Raw genomic sequence first — 18,321 nt, forward strand, 5'->3', positions numbered from 1 at the left:
CTCCGAACTTATTGGGGGCTAAAATAAAAACCAGTAATAGCTAATTCAGATTTTGTACTTTTTAAAACACTTGTTATTGTATTTAATGATTTTGAATATCTTCCAAGTTTAAAGATTCGTAATAATCTGAAAAGTCTCAATATTCTTAAAATTCTCAAGTCAAAAGGAAATATCAAAGGTAGATAAAAAGGTAAAATTGCTAATAAATCAATTAAGCCAAGAGTTGAAAATCCAAATTTCAGCCTTTTCTTAAAAGAATTTCCTTTGTAGGATTTTTCCAAATCAGAAGTCCATAACCTTAATAAATATTCAATCGAGAAAATAATTACAGAAATTAGTTCAAAATAATAAAAAAAATCAGAGAATGATACTTTTAATTCTCGGTATGATTCCAATATTAAAGTAATAACATTTAAAATAATTAATCCGTAAATGAATTTAACAAATCTTGAATTTTTATTTATGAATTCATAAATTCTCTTTTTCATATTATTTTTCTTCTTGGCTCAACTTGGATTCAATGTTGTAACGCAACAAAACGTTTATGTTTTTTGATGTTACTAAGCTACAAATTTAAGTTCTAAATCCATCATTTCTTTAGGTGTTTTATAACCAATAATTTTTCGAGGTCTGTTGTTCAATTTTTCTTGAATAATTAGGAGTTGATTAATGTCAATTTCATTAAAATTAGTTCCCTTTGGCAGATACCTTCTAATGAGTCCGTTCGTATTTTCATTTGTTCCTCTTTCCCAGGAAGAATAGGGGTGAGCAAAGTATATTTTCATTCCCGTATTTTGAGTAATTTTTTCGTGTCTAGCCATTTCAATTCCGTTGTCGTAAGTCATTGTTTTTTTATAAATAGGATTTAATTTGTTTAATATTTTAGAAAACTCATTGGCTACTTCACCTGCTTTTTTGGACTCTAATTTTACAATTAAAGTAAATCTAGTTTTGCGTTCTACTATAGTTCCAATAGCGCTTTTATGGTTCTTTCCAATGACTAAATCACCTTCCCAATGTCCGACTTCATTTCTAAGTTCAATATGCTGTGGTCTATTGTCAATACTTACTTGGTTTATTATTTTAGATCCGCCACCACGTCTTTTTTTAGGGGTTCTACGTCTTGTTTTTTTACGTACTAATAGTTTGATTAATTTTTTGTTTAAACGTGCTTGTGGTCTTGTGTAAATATGTCTATAAATAGCTTCGTGAGAAATAGACATTATTGGATCATTAGGATACAGCTCTTTGAGTCTTCCTGAAATTTGTTCAGGTGTCCAGTTTGACAAAAGGCCTCTATAGACAAAAAATTTAAGTAGAGAATATGTACTTATTTTATCTAAGTTTCTTTTGTTTAAATAATCTTCTTTAACACACCAATGAGCAAGTTCAGCATCGTAATTATCTTCCTTTTTCTGCACCCATTTATTCACTTCTCTTGTAATTGTTGAGGGTGCTCTTTTTAGTTTTTTAGCGATGTATGATTTTGACTTTTTTTCTATTAAAAGTGTCTGAATAATCACTCTTTCTTTTAAAGTTAATCTTCTATGTTTTTTTAATTCCATTTTACAAATCTATTAATTTAGATTTGTTGCGTTAAGTTATTGAATGGAGGCAATTCCTCTTAACTTTTGCACAACGGTTTTGTATAAGAATAGTGCGGTTTTGTATGCGAGGATTTTCCGCAGGAAAATCAGACGTAACAAAAGTGCACGGACTCTTGATTAAGCACTAAACTAAGCATTATTTTTATACGGCTTAAGTTAGCATTTTATAATAAAAGACTAAATTTAAGTATATAATCAGAAAGAATAAAAGAGAGAATTAAGGTTAATTTATACGGTGAAGCTTAGACTTCGACAACATTGGTAATCCTCTCTCTTTTCTACTAAAATCACGTTCAGTTCTGTGAGACCTAGATCTCGTTTTCAAGTTGTTGTGAGTAAAAGTAGGTTATTCTTTCATAAATCAGTTCTTATGAATAAATATAAGGAAATTTTTGGAGTTGACATCAGTAAAGACGTTTTTGATGTTTATGGAAGTACAAGTGGTCATGATCAGTTTAAAAATGATGAATTAGGGTTTAAAATATTCTTAAAAAATCTCCCTAAAAACTCATTAGTAATTATGGAAGCAACGGGTTATTACCATTACAGGTTAGCTCAGTTTTTATACAAACAAAGCATTTTTGTATCTATTGTAAATCCTTTATCTGTAAAGCGTTTTATCCAAATGAAATTGTCTAAAGTAAAGACGGATAAAAGTGATGCAAAGGCTATCTGTGAATATGGAGGCATCAATGAAGTTCCATTGTATACTGCTCTTACCAATGTTCAGAGTGAGTGCTTACAGTTGTTTAGATTATTAGATAGTGATATTAAAAAACGCACAGCGGTAAAGAATAAAATTCACGGAGAAGAAGTTTTAGGGATTCCCTCTAAGTGGGTTTATGGTTCTTTAAAACGGACTAAAAAACATTTAGATAAAGAGATTTTAGGAATCGAAACAAAAGTACTTTCGTTAGTAAAACAAGACCAGCAAGCACAATTAACATTACTAACTAGTATTCCAGGGATAGGTTTGAAAACGGCATTGTTTTTAATCGTAATTACTGATGGGTTTAGGAAGTTTGAAACGGCTTCACAATTATGTAGTTATGTAGGGATCACTCCAACGATAAGAGTGTCTGGAAGTAGTGTACGTGGAAGAAGTAGAATAAGTAAGGTTGGAAATAGGAAACTACGAAACCTCTTGTTTCTCTGTGCTTTTACAGCTTGTAAACATAATAAAGGATGTCGTGAGATTTATGAGCGAATTGTTAACAAGGGTAAGAGTAAGAAATTGGCTTTAATAGCGGTTTCAAATAAATTGATAAAACAGAGTTTTGCTATCGCAAAATCAGGTTTACCATATGACGAAACGTACGTTTCTGTTTTATCAAAATAAATAGTAATTACATAAAAAATAAAAGCTCAAAATACTAATTGATAGAATTATGAGCCTATAATAATAGTGCGTAAATTTAATGAAGAAAAGAGTTGTTTTTTAGCTCAGTTCTTTGTTGTGCAACGTATTTATTTTTCAGGATACTTCTCGTATGCTTTTTTATCAATTTCAGACTCCGAAAGTCCTTTTGCTCTTAATTCTCCGCAAAAAGTAGCTCTTAATCCAGCTAAATCATCAAACGGATTAGTATTCAGTATTGATTGATGTTCTTTCTTTTCCTTTTCTTTCCATTCCGTATTTAAAAGTCCGAGTAATTCTTCCTGTTTCTCAAACATTATTCGTCTACAATCTTTTTCCTCAATTCTATTTTTTAATTCGTAATCACAAGCCATAGAAAAAGTCACAGAAGCAAATATCCAATATAATAAATCGTTTAAGTCAGAAGTCATTTTTCTTTCATATTCGCTTCCTCGTTCCGAAATCACATAATTATAAAGTCCTAAATTATCAACTTCAATATTCGGTGTAGCATCTCCGATTGGTGAGCTAAAAGTCGGAAGTAAATAAGTTGGCGCATTTATCTTTTCTGCCAATTGATTTACTATATTTTGTATTTCAGTTACGGTTTTTGTCATATGTTGCACAACGTGTTTGTGTAATGAAAGTTGCGATTTATGTGAACGGCTATTTTCCGCAGGAAAATTGAAGTGAGCAAAAATGCAACAAACTTTGGTTAAGCTAAAATTAAGCAATTTTTTTCACACGGTGTTGGCAAATCGTTTTTATTCCTTAATTAATGAGAAACTCAATTTTTCGTACTTTTCTTGATTTTCATTTGCATCTATTTGGTATGTGTAATTTCCACCACCACTAATAATGTCTTCAAATCCTGTTGAATAGGGTAGTATTGTATATGTTTTTCCTTCAATTTCTAATTCAATATGTGGAAATAATTGTGCTTTTTCAAATGTTATATATTCAGTTATTTGTCCAGAATTTAAATTTTCAATATTTATATTTCCGTTTTCAGTTGAAGCTATAATTTCAGCATTTTTAAAATTAAATTGGCTAATATTTGATACTCGAATATTTAGTTCAGACATATCATTATCATCATGTTTTGACCCCTATAAAACAAGAGTAATCTTTTAAATTTCGATTATTGGTTAAGCGGTTAACTTTTTCATTCTAATAAGATGTTCATCTGCATTCCATTTTTCCATTGGTGTTATACGTCCTAACAAGCCGTGAAGTCTTCTATTATTATAAAATTTCACGAAGCGTTTTAGTATTTGCTCTATTTCTCCAAAATATTGGTAGTCCCACCTATTAAAGACTTCTTTTTTCAATATTCCATGATAGGCTTCTATATGTGCATTCTCTTCTGGGGTTGCTACGTGTGTAAATTCTTGTTGCACTCCAATGAGACCTAAATATTCACGTACTTTTTTTGCTATAAACTGGCTTCCATTATCACTTCTAATGACCACGTTTTGAGGGTAGTCATAATTTTCAAACAACTCAGAAAGTAGCGCTATAACGTGATTTTGTTTAATAGTAAAAGAAAAATAGTCTTTTACTATTCTTCGAGTGTGAACGTCAATAACTGATAGTAAATAAGCATTCTTTCCTACACTTGGTATCCAAACCATCTTTATATCCATCTCCAGGCATTCTAAAGGTCTAGAAGTTTGCACCTTTCTAAACTTTACAAACTTGCGTCCAGAACCACTTCTATCTATCCTATTATCAAGTTTCAACAAGCCTTCTTCCTTCATAATTCTATACAACTTTTTATGATTGATAGTGTAACCATCTCTAGTTAAATAGCTGGTCATTAATCGATAACCACAATCTATAAACTCGTGCTTTAAAATCTCTTTTATAGACACAACTACAGCGTCTTGTAATACAAAACCTTTAGTCTTGTGGAAAGTCTCTTTAGATGGCTTATTTCCTTTTTTACCGCCACTAGGTTCTCTATAATAGCTACTCGATACAATACCAACCATCTTTATAATCTTAGCCTTAGAGATTTTATGTTTGTTATAAATAGTGTCTACTAGATCTTTCTTGGATCGGACGTCCCAAACTTTTTTTTTAAAAGCTCACGTTGCACTTCAAGCTCGATTTCTCTATCACTCAGCAATTTTCGTAACACTCGATTCTCTTCTTCAGCTGCTTTAAGTTCTTTACTTTTAGTGTCATAGGTAACTTTTAAACCTGCTTCTCCTTTGTGCTCAAACTTCTTTTTCCAACTATAGAAAGTGCCAGTACTTACGCTGTATTTTCGGCAGGCCTCAACGATACCTATTTCTTCGGAAACAGATAGTATTTCTAACTTCTGTTCTAAAGTCCATTTCTTGTATTTCATATCTCAAATATATTAGTTTTGAAATTTAAAATATCACTCCGAACTTATTGGGGGCTAAAATAGCAGGAATCCAAACAAACTATTTAGAATGGTTAAATGCTAACTTTTAAAAGTAGTAATTTCTTAAATGAGTTTTAAGCACTATTTTGTTTACCAATTATAGATTCCTGCTTTCGCAGGAATGACAAAAATTAAACTTTCTCTACTCCAGTTGGTTTTCTAGATGCTTAAAAAGGTTGTTTTAATAATTCTTCTATAGAAAAACTTAAGATCAAAAAAGCTCGTGATTTCTCACGAGCCTTTTTATAGTTTTTGTTAAATAATCCTTATATGTTAAGGTTGTAAGTTAATCCAACAGAAAAGTTGGTAGATTTACCAATATTACGACCGTCAATTACGCTGCTAAAACCTAAGCTAGCACCTAATTCTGGAATGATGTTTTTGTAAATAGTTGCACCAATTCTTGTGTATTCTACTTTTGTTTCAGGAAAATTTCCTGCAAAACCTTCACCTCCAATATCTACACCGTCTGTAGAAGCTAAATAATCTAACCAACCTTCTACATAAATAAGAGAGCTAGCGTATCCTATTTTAGTAGTTGCATAATAAGCATTTGGTACATCAAATTTTGCTCCGCCAGCAGTATTGTCTGTTTTTCCTCTAAATTGGTAAGAATTTAAAAAAGTAGCAAAAAGCCCTGCATCGTTTTGTAAATGTAAACCTGCTGTTAAGTTGGTAGAAAAGGCATTGTTACCAAGAGATAAAATTCCATTTGGTTCGTAATCTGTAGGGATATCAAAACTTAAACCTGTAATTACGTTTAAATTTAATTTATCAAAATTAAAAGTATACGCATTGTATTTTAATCCGATAGAAATATCTTGAAAACCATCTTGTTCTGTAGTTCCGTTTACAGGATCTGCAGCACCATTTCCTTTAGCAGAAATATAAGGCGCATTTAAAACAACCGATAATTTGTTTGTAATACCGTATTTAGCATAAAGACTATAAACGTTTTGGTCAATTTCATTATGAACAGGAACTGCATCCATTTTAGTTTCTCCTGCATAAAATTTTTCATAATTACTAGATGTGTAAGAAGCTGTAATAGATAGATCTCCTTTTTTAGGAGTAAATCCGTCGAGTAAGCCTTGGGCATTTGTTTGTGTTGTTAATAGTAGACCAAAAATTAATCCTGATACTAATTTTGTTGTTTTCATTTTTTATGGTTTTAATAGTTCGGTTGCTTGGTCGAAGGCAAATTATTTTAATTACAATAGGGCTGAATTTTTTTTAATTTTATTTTTAATTTATTGGTTTTTTATGGAGTTTGTAGATTCTTTATTAATTTATTATAGAATAGATATTTTATATCATTGTTTTTTTTGATATACCTAAGTGTTTGTTTTAAGTAATGTTTTTTTTTAGTTACTGTTTGTGATTTTTTAAATTGAAATATGTTTTAGAGTTTTATCGCTATAAAAATTGTAATTTTGAAAACTAGAAATAAGCCACTCAAATTAATTCTAGTAAGCATGTACAAATCTATTGTAAGACCAATTTTCTTTTTATTCGATCCCGAAAAAATTCATTATTTTACTTTCTCTTTAGTTAAAACCCTTTGTAAAATTCCTTTTGTTTCTTCAATTTTTAGAAGCTTATATGTGGTTGAAGACAAACGTTTAGAAAAAACTTTATTCGGAATTACTTTTAAAAATCCTGTTGGTTTAGCTGCTGGTTTTGATAAAAATGCTGTTTTGTATAACGAATTGGCAAACTTTGGTTTCGGTTTTATAGAAATAGGAACCGTAACTCCAAAGGGACAAGCAGGTAATCCGAAAAAAAGATTGTTTCGTTTAAAAGACGATCAAGGAATTATAAACAGAATGGGGTTTAATAATGACGGAATGGAAGCTGCCATTAAAAACCTAAAAAAGAATAAAGAACAGGTAATTATTGGTGGAAACATTGGTAAAAATACTGCAACTACTCCAGAAAATTATACAGAAGATTATTGCGAAGTTTTTAAAGAATTGCATCCTTATGTAGATTATTTTGTACTAAATGTAAGTTGCCCAAATGTTGGTAGTCATGCAAAATTGAACGATAAAGATTATTTGTTAGAGTTAATTTCTGCTTGTAAAGCTTTAAATTCTAAAGAAAAGATACAGAAACCAATTTTACTTAAAATTGCGCCAGATTTAAATAACAATCAGTTAGATGAAATTATAGAATTGGTAAGCGAAACTAAAATTGATGGTGTAATTGCTTCTAATACATCAACCAATAGAGATAATCTAAAAGTATCTAAAGAGCGTTTGGCAGAAATTGGTAATGGAGGTGTAAGTGGTCAACCAGTAAAAAACCAAAGTACAGCGGTTATTAAATATCTAGCCGATACATCAAATAAATCTTTTCCTATTATTGGAGTAGGAGGTATTCATTCTGAAAAGGATGCTTTAGAAAAACTAAATGCAGGAGCAGATTTAGTGCAAGTGTATACTGGTTTTATTTATGAAGGACCTGGTTTGGTAAAACGTATTAATAAAGCCATTTTAAAACAACTTTAGGTTTTATAATTGTAGATATTTCTGTGCTTACAAGCGTTTCTGAAAATAAGTTTATATTTATAACTTATTTAGGAATGATTTTCCAATGATTAAAAATAAATGATAGAAATTTTAATTTCTTTTGCAATAGCAACTTCTATTTTATCACTTTCTCCAGGACCAGATAATATTTTTGTACTTACACAAAGTATTGTAAACGGAACAAAATATGGTTTAGCTACTGTTTTTGGTTTAATGACTGGTTGCCTTGTTCATACTACATTAGTGGCTTTTGGGATCTCTGCCATCATCAAAGAAAATGAAAGCCTTTTTTTTGTGATCAAATTAATAGGGGCAAGTTATTTAATGTTTTTGGCGTACAAAGTATTTAAAAGTGATGCAAAAATTGTTTTATCTAATGATGGTGTTAAAAAGGAATCGACTCTAGCGTTATTTAAAAAAGGATTTATTATGAATGTCTTAAACCCAAAAGTGGCTTTGTTCTTTTTAGCCTTTTTTCCTCAGTTTTTGTTTTCTAATACGATCTCAACCGTTATTCAATTTTATACTTTAGGAGGCATCTTTATTTTAGTTTCCTTTTTAGTTTTTGGAATGATTGCTGTTCTTGCAGGCAGTATTTCTAACTACTTAAAAGAACACGCTAAAATAGGAATGTATTTAAAATGGGGACAAATAATAGTATTTGTCTTTATTGCAATTATGATTTTGTTGTAATTACTTGCTGTGTGTTTTTATCTTTTTTAATTCTAAAATATCACTTCGAGTGATTTTGGAATATGAAAAAAAGGTATTGAAAACATTTAATGACATATAAATTATTACTTCTTTATTAAGTTGGTATATTTCTATAGAGAATGCTAAAGTAATTAAAAACACAGTTCTTTTTTATAGAACAAAAGATGGGGGAAATAAAGATGTTGTTTTTATAGACAATGCAAACGTAAGAGTTTTTATGGTTTAATAATGTTTTACATTGTAACAAAACGAATACTCAAACGTCTTATTTATGTAACCAACTAAATATATAAATGAGTTTTTTTAGAGTTTTATTTGCTATTATTTTCCCTCCACTTTCTGTAATAGATAAAGGTTGTGGATCTTTCTTTATTATCTTTTTACTAACACTTTGTGGATGGATTCCTGGAGTAATTGGTGCATTGGTAATTTTAAATAACCCTAAGAATTAGGAAGTGTTTATTTAGGTTAAACTATTAAAATGAAAAATAAAATACTACTTCTTTTTTGTTTTTTAGTTGCCATAAATAGTAATGCGCAGATAAAATCCATTCACTTTATTGGAAATTGGAAAATTGTTAAAGAAGATTTTAATAAAGACTTTATTACCTTAAAAAAGAATGTAAAAGGTTTTGGTACTGCTATTATTCTTTTCGATCAATATAAAATAAGAGAAACCTTTTCTGCTCCTTGTGGCAATGACACTCGATTTTTTAGTTCTGTAAAAAAAGGAGTTGGAAATTGGGTGTATAATGATAAAGACAAAATTTTTATTTCATCAATACCAATATTATGTCATGAAAAACGTTTTAAGTTAATTGCTTTCTATGATGATAAAATAGTATTGAAACCGATTAGAAATTAAGAAACCTGTTCACCATTTTTAATCTCTTTAGAAGGTTGTAATAAAACTACATCTCCCTCTACATTATAAACACCTATTACTAAGCATTCACTCATAAAGTTGGCAATTTGACGAGGTTTAAAGTTTACAATAACAGAAACTTGTTTGTGTAATAAATCTTCTTTGGTGTATAAATCTGTTATTTGTGCACTCGACTTTTTAATACCCAAAGCCCCAAAATCAATTTTTAATTGATAAGCAGGTTTTCTAGCTTTAGGGAAATCATTCACTTCTATAATGGTTCCTATTCTAATATCTACTTTTAAAAAATCTTCGAAGGTTATTTCGTCTTTCATATTATTTTTTCTTCATTCCTAATTTCTGTATCACCCATAATGGCCCTATCAATAAAAACTCTAAATCTTTTAAGAAAGAGGGTTTAGCACCTTCTACTTTATGCCCGTAAAACTGACCAATCCAAGCTAAAACAAAAATAATAATGGATGTGTACAGTAGGTTTACATGATTGCCTATTAAAAAATTAGCTATAATTGATATTAAAATAATAAAGAGCATTTCAATAAAATACCAAAAGCCCAAACGCAGATAAAAAATAGAAATAACAAGCCCTACAACTACTGCCCAATTTTCTAGTAAAGGATTAGAAAGCGCAAAAGTGTTTTCTAAAAATGTAGTTGGTATGCTCATGAGTAAACCAATAACACTAAAAAAGATAAGAGGAACACAAACGTAATGTATGGCTTGGTTTGTTTCATTTTGATGGCTTACAGCGTATTCATCAAAATATTCTTTGGCAGTTTTCATAAAATTGATATTAAAAACTTACAAGATAACTATTTTTTATAAAAAAGGGAATCGTTATTATTTCCAACCATTTCTAATCATTAGTTCTTCTATATGTGCAAAATGATGTTTACTATGCCAAGCATAAATACAGATATTCTCTTTTAAACTAACCTCTTTATGACCAACAGGGTGAATAAATGTTTTATTTAATTCGGCCTCTGTTAAACCATTTAAAAAATACACCCATCTAGAGTGCAAAGCTTTTAAAGCATCAATAGATAAAGAGATAGGTGCAGTTTTAGCATCATGTAATTCTGCCCAACGGTCTTCGTAATAGGCTTTAATTACTGGCTTATCTTCTGTTAATGCCCATTTAAAACGGGTATATGAATTATGATGACTATCATAACAATGGTGTACTACTTGTCTAATGGTCCAACCACTTTCTCTGTATGGAGTATCTAATTGTTTTTCAGATAAGTCTTTGGTTAAAAATTCTAGTTCTTGAGGAAATCGCTCTAAAATAGAAACCCAATCTTCAATATTTTTTTTTGTGATATTTTCTGGAACATTTGCTCTTCCTATTGGGTATTTTAATTCTTCTAGTGTCATTTATTTCTTTATAATTTTTTTCAAAAAACGGTTAGAATTTCTGTTTTCTGGATTTATAGTTAACGCCTTTTTAAAGTTGATAATTGCATTTGCAGTATCTTTTTTTAATAAATAAGCTTCTCCCATGCTATCAAAAACGTTTGAACTTTCTGGGTATAAGATAGCATTTATTTTAAAAATCTCTAAAGCGTCGTCAAAATTATCTTTTTTAATAAATGTATAGCCTAACTTGTTTAATGTGTGTTGATTAATGGTTGGGTTTAAAGAATCCTTTTGTTGAATCACTTTAAAAGCTTCCAAGGCTTTGCTAAATTCTTTGGCTTCAAAATATTCGTGAGGCGTTTTTTCTCCTTCTAATAATTTTCTAAAATGATATTTTACACCTTTGTGTTCTCTTTTTTCAGCCAATTCAATATGCATTTTTGGTTGACGTACAAAGAGTATTTTTTCGTTTAATTCTTTCATATAAAAAGCGCTGTCACTAACTTTTAATAATTTTAAATCATTATTACCACGCCATTTTGCATAAAGTAGTTGTTCTTTAAAATAGATTTCTATTACTTCGTTATCATTAAATAAATAACGTCCTTGTGTTGCAGTTATAAAGTCTTCAGAGTTTTTTTGCGAAGTACAACTAGCTAATAAAAAAAAGAAAAATAAAGAAGTTAGAAAGTTTTTCATGGTAGGTTGGTTATAATGAGTACATTATTTTAGACGATCAATAGGCCTATATTGTTACAGTTTTTATCAAAAAAAATCTATGAAGATTCATTAATTCGGTGAAAATTAGTTTTTTATTTTCTCAAATAAAAATCAATAAAAAAAAGTGTACTAATTTTTTTAAAAACTATCTTTACTAGTATCAAAAAATAAAATAAATGAAAGTTGTAACACTTACCATAAATCCTGCTTTAGATAAAAGCGCAAAAGTTGCAGAAATGACACCTTTTGATAAATTAGAATGTTCAGATATTACCTATCATCCAGGTGGTGGAGGTGTTAATATTTCTAGAGTGTTACATCGTTTAGCTATAGATAGCCATTGTTTGTTTCCTTATGGAGGTAAAACAGGCGAGCATTTAAAAGATTTATTAAAAGCGCAACATATCAATGTTTTTGCAACACCGATTTCTATTTGGACTAGAGAAAATTTTGCCGTGTTTGATGAGAAAACAGGCTTGCAGTTCAGATTCGGAATGCCAACAACTCCTTTTGTAGAAACAGAAATGTCACCCGTAGAAAAGTTGATAAATGAGCAAGTAGGGAATAACGATATTTTTGTAATTAGTGGCAGTTTACCAAAAGGATTACCAACGGATTATTACTCTAAAATCATTCAAAAATTAACGGCAAAAGGTATAAAAGTAATTGTAGATACTTCAGGCCCAGTTTTTAATGAAGTTTTAAAAAACGAGTTGTTTTTAATAAAACCAAATCAAAAAGAATTGGCACGTTTAGCAGGAGTAGAAGCGCAAACAAAAGAAGAGCAAGAAGCCTTTGCTTTAAAAATGGTTGCAGATCAAATAGCTCAATATGTGGTGGTTTCTTTAGGTAAAGACGGTGCATTTGTAGCACATAAAAATGGCGTAGACTATGTAAAAGCACCAGTAATTTCTGTAAAAAGTACTATTGGAGCAGGAGATAGCATGGTTGCTGGCTTAATTTATGCGATTACACAAAACGAAACGCCAAAAAATATGTTACGTTGGGGAGTTGCTTGTGGCGTATCCGCCACCTTAAGTGAAGGATCTGATTTGGCACACAAAGAAAATATTGATAAAATTTTGAAACTAGTTTAAATTTTTTTCTATAATTATTTGAAGCTATTTCCTGCTTTCCACTATATCTTTTTATTCTTGTTATTGCTCAGTTTACTATTTTGTAAACTGCGGCAATCTCTTTTTAGTTAGCAGATTGCTTCGTTCCTCGCAATAACGGTTTTAAAAAAAGTCATAAAAAGGATGCCGTTTCAATCAGGGCTAAGCTAATTTGCAAACGTTATTTATAAGTAGTTATTAATGACTATTTTTTAATAACGTGTACACTTTTTTTTAGTTATTGAATCTTATAAAAGATGTTTTTTTATCAATGGAAAAAGAAAAGAAATAAAAGAAAAATATTTCTCGTCACTCTTTTGTTGTTCTGTATAAATGACAATTTGTTTTATTTTAGGTGTAGTTTGTTGTTAAGAGTAAGACATAAAGAGAAGCTTATTTTAAGATTTTAAGGCCCATTTTATTACTTTTATAGAATTAAAATTAAAGAATTATCATAAAAATTAAAGACTCCATAAAATAAATAGACATCGTATTTTTTTAGAGGTTAACTTGTTGTTTATCAGCATTGTATAGGGTGGTTTAACAGTTGGGTATAATATACATAAATATTTACAGCAGCTTAAAGCAGAATATATTCTTATTTTTGGTAGCTGATTATCATTTAAATAATTAAAGAACAAACAAATGGCAAATACATTATTTGACAAAGTATGGGATTCACACGTTGTTCGTCAAGTTAAAGACGGACCAGATGTGTTTTTTATAGATCGTCATTTTATTCACGAAGTTACAAGTCCCGTAGCTTTCTTAGGTTTAGAAAGTAGAGGAAACAGTGTTGTATATCCTGCGCGAACATTCGCAACAGCAGATCACAACACACCAACCATAAACCAACATTTACCTGTAGCAGATCCTTTATCTGCAAATCAGTTAGATGCCTTAGAAAGAAATGCAAAAAAGCATGGTATTTCTCACTGGGGTTTAGGAGATCTTAATAACGGAATTGTACACGTTGTAGGCCCGGAAAACGGAATTACATTACCTGGTGCAACTATTGTTTGTGGAGATTCTCATACATCTACGCATGGTGCTTTTGGTGCTATTGCTTTTGGTATTGGTACTTCTGAGGTAGAAATGGTATTGTCTACACAATGTATTATGCAACAAAAACCTAAAGCGATGCGTATTAACGTAAACGGTAAATTAGGTTTAGGTGTAACGCCAAAAGATGTTGCTTTATACATTATTTCTAAGCAAACAACTTCTGGTGCAACTGGATATTTTGTTGAATATGCTGGTGATGTTTTTGAAGACATGTCTATGGAAGGTCGTATGACTGTGTGTAACTTGTCTATAGAGATGGGAGCACGTGGAGGTATGATTGCTCCAGATGCAAAAACGTTCGAATATTTAAAAGGTCGTGCTCAAACTCCTAAGGGAGCAGATTGGGATAAGGCAATGAAATATTGGGAAACTCTTTATACAGAAGAAGGAGCAGAATTTGATGTAGAATTTAATTATGAAGCATCAGATATTGAACCAATGATTACTTACGGAACAAACCCAGGAATGGGAATGGGAGTAACAAAATCGATTCCTACTGCAGAAAGTTTAAAAGGTGGCGTAGATACTTACAGAAAATCTTTAGGATATATGTCTTTTAACGAAGGCGATTCTATGATTGGTAAAGAAATAGACTTTGTGTTTTTAGGTTCTTGTACAAACGGACGTATAGAAGACTTTAGAGGTTTTTGTTCTATTGTAAAAGGAAGACAAAAAGCACCTAATGTTACAGCTTGGTTAGTACCAGGTTCTCATAAAGTTGTAGATCAAATAAAAGCAGAAGGTTTAGATAAAATTATTACAGACGCAGGTTTTGTATTAAGAGAACCAGGTTGTTCTGCATGTTTGGCAATGAATGATGATAAAATTCCATCAGGAAAATTATCAGTTTCAACATCAAACAGAAACTTCGAAGGAAGACAAGGACCAGGGTCTAGAACCTTATTAGCATCACCTTTAGTGGCAGCAGCATCTGCAGTTAGTGGCGTTGTTACAGATCCAAGAACGTTATTAGTATAAAAAAGCTATAAGCTATTGGCTTTATGCCATAAGCTTATTAAATATAAAAATTGCTTTTAGCATATAGCTTAAAGCATAAAGCAGATTAACAATGGCTTACGATAAATTTGACGTACTAACAAGTACAGCATATCCTTTACCTACAGAGAATGTAGATACAGATCAAATAATTCCTGCTCGTTTCTTAAAAGCTACAGAGCGTAAAGATTTTGATATTAATTTTTTCCGTGATTGGAGATACAATGCAGACGGAACACCAAAAGCAGATTTTCCTTTAAACAAAGAAATTTATGCAGGTTCTAAAATATTAGTTGGAGGTAGAAACTTTGGTTCTGGTTCTTCTAGAGAGCACGCAGCTTGGTCTGTGTATGATTTTGGATTACGTTGTGTAATTTCATCAGCATTTGCTGATATCTTTAAAAATAACTGTTTAAACGTAGGGGTTTTACCTGTACAAGTTTCAGCTGAATTTGCAGATACTTTATTTGCAGCAATTATGGCAGATCCAAAAGCAGAAATTAAGGTTGATTTACCTAATGAAACCGTAACGTTAGTTGCTACTGGAGAATCGGAAACTTTTGTAATTAATACTTACAAAAAAGACAATATGATAAACGGTTTTGATGATATCGATTACTTAAAAAACATAGAAAACGAGATTACCGATTTTGCTAAAACAAGACCATTTTAATTTAAAAAAAAGTCTTTGACAAAATCAGACAAACATACAGGTTACTGCTTGTAATTTGGTATAAGAATGTCTGTCGGATTTTGTTGAAGTGATTTATGCTCTAAGTAAATGACCAAGAGAAAGATTGAAATAATGGATACGACACTGCGTGATGGCGAACAAACATCAGGAGTGTCGTTTTCAGTTTCCGAAAAATTAACAATAGCAAAATTATTGCTCGAAGAATTAAAAGTAGATCGTTTAGAAATAGCGTCTGCCAGAGTTTCTGAAGGTGAATTACAAGCAGTTAAAAAAATAACTTCTTGGGCTACAGAGCATAATTTTTTAGAGAATATAGAAGTATTAACTTTTGTTGATGGTGGAAGATCTATCGATTGGATGATAGAGGCTGGCGCAAAAGTTCAGAATTTATTAACCAAAGGTTCTTTAAATCACTTAACACATCAACTTAAAAAAACACCAGCACAACATTTTGCAGATATTAAAGCAAATATTGAGTCTGCTGCTTCGCATGGTATTAAAACCAATGTGTATTTAGAAGATTGGTCTAACGGAATGCGTAACTCTAAAGAGTATGTTTTCGAATATTTAGATTTTTTAACAGCTCAAAATGTAGAACGTGTTTTATTGCCAGATACTTTAGGTATTTTAACACACGATGAAACTTTTAAATTTATAACAGAAGTTCGTGAAAAATACCCAACAACTCATTTTGATTTTCATGGTCATAATGATTATGATTTAGGAGTTGCCAATGTTATGGAGGCTGTTAAAGCAGGGGCAAATGGTTTGCATTTAACCATAAATGGAATGGGAGAACGTGCAGGAAATGCACCAATGGCAAGTGTTATTGCTGTGATTAATGATTTTTTAAAGGATGTAAAAATCACGGTTAATGAGAAGGCATTAAATAAAATTAGCAAGCTTGTAGAAACCTTTTCAGGCTTTCGTATTCCTGTTAATAAACCCGTTGTAGGTGCAAATGTATTTACACAAACAGCAGGAATTCATGCAGACGGAGACAATAAAAACAATCTTTATTTTAATGATTTAATGCCAGAACGTTTTGGTAGAAAACGTAAATATGCATTAGGTAAAACTTCTGGTAAAGCTAATATTCAGAAAAACTTACAAGATTTAGGGATTAGTTTAAATGATGAAGAGCTTAAGAAAGTTACTCAAAGAATTATTGAATTAGGAGACAAGAAAGAAGTTGTTTCTCAAGAAGATTTACCTTATATAATTTCTGATGTTTTAGACAGTGATACAATAGAAAAACGTGTTGTTGTAGAAAACTATGTTTTAGGACATGCAAAAGGAATGAAACCATCTACAACTTTACAATTAAGAGTAGAAGGGGTGCAGTATGAGGCGCACGCACAAGGAGATGGGCAATTTGATGCCTTTATGAATGCATTGCGTAAATTGTATAAAAGACATAGTAAAAGAGATTTACCGTCTTTAATCGATTATGCTGTTAGAATTCCTCCAGGAAGTAATTCTGATGCCTTGTGTGAAACCATTATTACTTGGAGATTAGAAGAAAAAGAATTTATAACTCGTGGGTTAGATTCAGATCAAACAGTATCTGCAATTAAAGCCACAGAGAAAATGTTGAATATAATTTAATACAATCTGTCATTCCGAAGGAAGTATGACTGAAGGAATCTTTTTAATTAACAAAGAGATTGCTTCGTACCTCGCAATGACACAAAACAAAAAATAAAACAATGAAATTAAATATCGCATTATTAGCAGGAGACGGAATAGGACCTGAAGTAATTGACCAAGCTGTAAAAGTATCTGATGCAATTGCTAAGAAATTTAACCACGAAATTACTTGGAAACCAGCTTTAACAGGTGCTGCTGCAATTGATGCAGTTGGAGAACCTTACCCGGATACAACACATGATATTTGTGTGGCTTCAGATGCTGTTTTATTTGGTGCAATCGGTCATCCAAAATATGATAATGATCCTTCTGCAACGGTTCGTCCAGAACAAGGATTGTTAAAAATGCGTAAAAAATTAGGTTTATTTGCAAATGTTAGACCAACGTTTACGTTTCCTTCTTTGTTAGATAAATCTCCTTTAAAAAGAGAAAGAATAGAAGGAACTGATTTGGTTTTTTTACGTGAATTAACGGGAGGTATTTACTTTGGTGAAAAAGGTAGAAGAGATGAAGGAGAAACTGCTTTTGACAATTGTGTGTACACAAGAGCTGAGGTACAAAGATTGGCTGTAAAAGGTTTTGAATTGGCTATGACGCGTTCTAAAAAATTATGTTGTGTAGATAAAGCCAACGTTTTAGAAACTTCTCGTTTATGGAGAGAAACGGTACAGGCTATGGAAAAAGATTATCCAGAAGTTGAGGTTACTTACGAATTTGTAGATGCAGTTGCAATGCGTTTGGTACAATGGCCAAATAGTTATGATGTATTAATTACAGAAAACTTATTCGGAGATATTTTAACAGATGAAGCGTCTGTAATTTCTGGTTCTATGGGATTAATGCCTTCGGCTTCTGTAGGAACTGAAAATGCTTTATTTGAGCCAATACACGGTTCTTACCCACAAGCAACTGGTTTAAACATTGCAAATCCAATGGCTACAGTTTTATCTGCAGCAATGATGTTTGAAAACTTTGGTTTACAAGAAGAAGGAAAAGCAATTAGAGCAGCTGTAAATAAAGCTTTAGATGCAGGGTTTGTTACTGAAGATTTAGCCGATGGCGGAAAAGCTTACGGAACGAAAGAAGTAGGAGACTGGTTAGCAAAAAATATCTAAGATTATCTATGTCCGTTCGAGCGCAGTCGAGAACTTATTGGGGTTTTAAATCTTAAATAATTTATTCTTCTTTATGCAACGAGACTAAAAATATAT

General features: G+C 31.1%; 21 protein-coding genes. 10 read left to right on the forward strand and 11 right to left on the reverse strand.

Annotated features, from left to right (window positions below; genetic code table 11):
• Nucleotides 1-8: 8 nt before the first annotated feature.
• Both GQR92_RS17025 and GQR92_RS17030 read right to left on the reverse strand, forming a co-directional pair.
• Complete coding sequence (locus GQR92_RS17025; RefSeq protein WP_158841617.1) at nt 9-488, reverse strand: ion transporter; 480 nt, start codon at nt 486-488, stop codon at nt 9-11.
• A gap of 72 nt (nt 489-560) precedes the next feature.
• The gene (locus tag GQR92_RS17030; RefSeq protein WP_158838205.1) at nt 561-1,565 is read right to left on the reverse strand and encodes an IS30 family transposase; all 1,005 of its coding nucleotides are present in this window, start codon (nt 1,563-1,565) and stop codon (nt 561-563) included.
• Between the two features lie 412 nt (nt 1,566-1,977).
• Here GQR92_RS17030 and GQR92_RS17035 point away from each other — a divergent pair, with 412 nt between their 5' ends.
• Nucleotides 1,978-2,946, forward strand: coding sequence for an IS110 family transposase (locus tag GQR92_RS17035; protein WP_158838331.1), 969 nt, complete (start codon nt 1,978-1,980; stop codon nt 2,944-2,946).
• A 128-nt stretch (nt 2,947-3,074) separates the two neighbouring features.
• Here the strand turns inward: GQR92_RS17035 and GQR92_RS17040 are convergent, their stop codons facing one another.
• The 5 genes from GQR92_RS17040 to GQR92_RS17060 form a co-directional block, all read right to left on the reverse strand.
• Nucleotides 3,075-3,581, reverse strand: coding sequence for an Imm63 family immunity protein (locus GQR92_RS17040; protein ID WP_233270121.1), 507 nt, complete (start codon nt 3,579-3,581; stop codon nt 3,075-3,077).
• Between the two features lie 147 nt (nt 3,582-3,728).
• Nucleotides 3,729-4,049, reverse strand: a complete 321-nt coding sequence (locus GQR92_RS17045; RefSeq protein ID WP_158841621.1) for a hypothetical protein — start codon at nt 4,047-4,049, stop codon at nt 3,729-3,731.
• Between the two features lie 63 nt (nt 4,050-4,112).
• On the reverse strand, nt 4,113-5,000 hold the full coding sequence (locus GQR92_RS17050) for an IS3 family transposase (RefSeq protein WP_158842018.1): 888 nt from the start codon (nt 4,998-5,000) through the stop codon (nt 4,113-4,115).
• Nucleotides 5,001-5,008: 8 nt separating this feature from the next.
• Nucleotides 5,009-5,320: a transposase gene (locus GQR92_RS17055; RefSeq protein ID WP_158838313.1), complete on the reverse strand. Its 312-nt coding sequence runs from the start codon at nt 5,318-5,320 to the stop codon at nt 5,009-5,011.
• Nucleotides 5,321-5,646: 326 nt separating this feature from the next.
• Complete coding sequence (locus tag GQR92_RS17060; RefSeq protein WP_158841623.1) at nt 5,647-6,540, reverse strand: transporter; 894 nt, start codon at nt 6,538-6,540, stop codon at nt 5,647-5,649.
• A gap of 315 nt (nt 6,541-6,855) precedes the next feature.
• Between GQR92_RS17060 and GQR92_RS17065 the strand changes: the two genes are divergently transcribed.
• The 4 genes from GQR92_RS17065 (at nt 6,856) to GQR92_RS17080 (ending at nt 9,490) form a co-directional block, all read left to right on the forward strand.
• Nucleotides 6,856-7,890, forward strand: coding sequence for a quinone-dependent dihydroorotate dehydrogenase (locus GQR92_RS17065; RefSeq protein WP_158842235.1), 1,035 nt, complete (start codon nt 6,856-6,858; stop codon nt 7,888-7,890).
• A gap of 99 nt (nt 7,891-7,989) precedes the next feature.
• Nucleotides 7,990-8,604 carry a LysE family translocator gene (locus GQR92_RS17070; protein ID WP_158841625.1) on the forward strand — a complete coding sequence of 205 codons (615 nt, stop codon included), beginning with the start codon at nt 7,990-7,992 and terminating at the stop codon, nt 8,602-8,604.
• 314 nt (nt 8,605-8,918) lie between these two features.
• Complete coding sequence (locus GQR92_RS17075) at nt 8,919-9,077, forward strand: YqaE/Pmp3 family membrane protein (RefSeq protein WP_076686390.1); 159 nt, start codon at nt 8,919-8,921, stop codon at nt 9,075-9,077.
• A gap of 29 nt (nt 9,078-9,106) precedes the next feature.
• Entirely contained in the window at nt 9,107-9,490 is a 384-nt protein-coding gene (locus GQR92_RS17080; RefSeq protein ID WP_158841627.1) for a hypothetical protein, read from the forward strand.
• Here GQR92_RS17080 and GQR92_RS17085 read toward each other — a convergent pair.
• From GQR92_RS17085 to GQR92_RS17855, 4 genes are read right to left on the reverse strand one after another with little or no spacing between them, the layout of a single operon-like run.
• Nucleotides 9,487-9,825 (reverse strand): tRNA-binding protein, encoded by a 339-nt coding sequence (locus GQR92_RS17085; protein WP_158841629.1) that lies wholly within the window; start codon nt 9,823-9,825, stop codon nt 9,487-9,489. The two genes, GQR92_RS17080 and GQR92_RS17085, sit on opposite strands and share 4 nt — an antisense overlap.
• A gap of 1 nt (nt 9,826) precedes the next feature.
• Complete coding sequence (locus tag GQR92_RS17090) at nt 9,827-10,294, reverse strand: Mpo1 family 2-hydroxy fatty acid dioxygenase (RefSeq protein ID WP_158841631.1); 468 nt, start codon at nt 10,292-10,294, stop codon at nt 9,827-9,829.
• Between the two features lie 57 nt (nt 10,295-10,351).
• The gene (locus GQR92_RS17850) at nt 10,352-10,888 is read right to left on the reverse strand and encodes a YfiT family bacillithiol transferase (protein WP_199269156.1); all 537 of its coding nucleotides are present in this window, start codon (nt 10,886-10,888) and stop codon (nt 10,352-10,354) included.
• A complete protein-coding gene (locus tag GQR92_RS17855) occupies nt 10,889-11,569 on the reverse strand; it encodes a tetratricopeptide repeat protein (protein WP_199269157.1) in 681 nt (226 codons plus the stop codon).
• Between the two features lie 197 nt (nt 11,570-11,766).
• Between GQR92_RS17855 and GQR92_RS17100 the strand changes: the two genes are divergently transcribed.
• From GQR92_RS17100 to leuB, 5 genes are all read left to right on the forward strand, one after another.
• On the forward strand, nt 11,767-12,687 hold the full coding sequence (locus tag GQR92_RS17100) for a 1-phosphofructokinase family hexose kinase (RefSeq protein WP_158841633.1): 921 nt from the start codon (nt 11,767-11,769) through the stop codon (nt 12,685-12,687).
• 663 nt (nt 12,688-13,350) lie between these two features.
• A complete protein-coding gene (gene leuC, locus GQR92_RS17105) occupies nt 13,351-14,748 on the forward strand; it encodes a 3-isopropylmalate dehydratase large subunit (protein WP_158841635.1) in 1,398 nt (465 codons plus the stop codon).
• Nucleotides 14,749-14,839: 91 nt separating this feature from the next.
• Entirely contained in the window at nt 14,840-15,439 is a 600-nt protein-coding gene (gene leuD / locus GQR92_RS17110) for a 3-isopropylmalate dehydratase small subunit (RefSeq protein WP_158841638.1), read from the forward strand.
• Nucleotides 15,440-15,547: 108 nt separating this feature from the next.
• Nucleotides 15,548-17,068: an alpha-isopropylmalate synthase regulatory domain-containing protein gene (locus GQR92_RS17115; protein WP_158841640.1), complete on the forward strand. Its 1,521-nt coding sequence runs from the start codon at nt 15,548-15,550 to the stop codon at nt 17,066-17,068.
• Nucleotides 17,069-17,169: 101 nt separating this feature from the next.
• Nucleotides 17,170-18,225: a 3-isopropylmalate dehydrogenase gene (gene leuB, locus GQR92_RS17120; protein WP_158841642.1), complete on the forward strand. Its 1,056-nt coding sequence runs from the start codon at nt 17,170-17,172 to the stop codon at nt 18,223-18,225.
• The last annotated feature ends 96 nt before the right edge of the window (nt 18,226-18,321 follow it).

Source organism: Polaribacter sp. L3A8 (assembly GCF_009796785.1).
In the GTDB taxonomy this organism is placed as follows: Bacteria; Bacteroidota; Bacteroidia; order Flavobacteriales; family Flavobacteriaceae; genus Polaribacter.

Bases quoted from the DNA above. Each gene is read 5' to 3' on its own strand.
- GQR92_RS17025 (WP_158841617.1), bottom strand. From the start codon at position 488: ATGAAAAAGAGAATTTATGAATTCATAAATAAAAATTCAAGATTTGTT.
- GQR92_RS17030 (WP_158838205.1), bottom strand. From the start codon at position 1,565: ATGGAATTAAAAAAACATAGAAGATTAACTTTAAAAGAAAGAGTGATT.
- GQR92_RS17035 (WP_158838331.1), top strand. From the start codon at position 1,978: ATGAATAAATATAAGGAAATTTTTGGAGTTGACATCAGTAAAGACGTT.
- GQR92_RS17040 (WP_233270121.1), bottom strand. From the start codon at position 3,581: ATGACAAAAACCGTAACTGAAATACAAAATATAGTAAATCAATTGGCA.
- GQR92_RS17045 (WP_158841621.1), bottom strand. From the start codon at position 4,049: ATGTCTGAACTAAATATTCGAGTATCAAATATTAGCCAATTTAATTTT.
- GQR92_RS17055 (WP_158838313.1), bottom strand. From the start codon at position 5,320: ATGAAATACAAGAAATGGACTTTAGAACAGAAGTTAGAAATACTATCT.
- GQR92_RS17060 (WP_158841623.1), bottom strand. From the start codon at position 6,540: ATGAAAACAACAAAATTAGTATCAGGATTAATTTTTGGTCTACTATTA.
- GQR92_RS17065 (WP_158842235.1), top strand. From the start codon at position 6,856: ATGTACAAATCTATTGTAAGACCAATTTTCTTTTTATTCGATCCCGAA.
- GQR92_RS17070 (WP_158841625.1), top strand. From the start codon at position 7,990: ATGATAGAAATTTTAATTTCTTTTGCAATAGCAACTTCTATTTTATCA.
- GQR92_RS17075 (WP_076686390.1), top strand. From the start codon at position 8,919: ATGAGTTTTTTTAGAGTTTTATTTGCTATTATTTTCCCTCCACTTTCT.
- GQR92_RS17080 (WP_158841627.1), top strand. From the start codon at position 9,107: ATGAAAAATAAAATACTACTTCTTTTTTGTTTTTTAGTTGCCATAAAT.
- GQR92_RS17085 (WP_158841629.1), bottom strand. From the start codon at position 9,825: ATGAAAGACGAAATAACCTTCGAAGATTTTTTAAAAGTAGATATTAGA.
- GQR92_RS17090 (WP_158841631.1), bottom strand. From the start codon at position 10,294: ATGAAAACTGCCAAAGAATATTTTGATGAATACGCTGTAAGCCATCAA.
- GQR92_RS17850 (WP_199269156.1), bottom strand. From the start codon at position 10,888: ATGACACTAGAAGAATTAAAATACCCAATAGGAAGAGCAAATGTTCCA.
- GQR92_RS17855 (WP_199269157.1), bottom strand. From the start codon at position 11,569: ATGAAAAACTTTCTAACTTCTTTATTTTTCTTTTTTTTATTAGCTAGT.
- GQR92_RS17100 (WP_158841633.1), top strand. From the start codon at position 11,767: ATGAAAGTTGTAACACTTACCATAAATCCTGCTTTAGATAAAAGCGCA.
- leuC (WP_158841635.1), top strand. From the start codon at position 13,351: ATGGCAAATACATTATTTGACAAAGTATGGGATTCACACGTTGTTCGT.
- leuD (WP_158841638.1), top strand. From the start codon at position 14,840: ATGGCTTACGATAAATTTGACGTACTAACAAGTACAGCATATCCTTTA.
- GQR92_RS17115 (WP_158841640.1), top strand. From the start codon at position 15,548: ATGACCAAGAGAAAGATTGAAATAATGGATACGACACTGCGTGATGGC.
- leuB (WP_158841642.1), top strand. From the start codon at position 17,170: ATGAAATTAAATATCGCATTATTAGCAGGAGACGGAATAGGACCTGAA.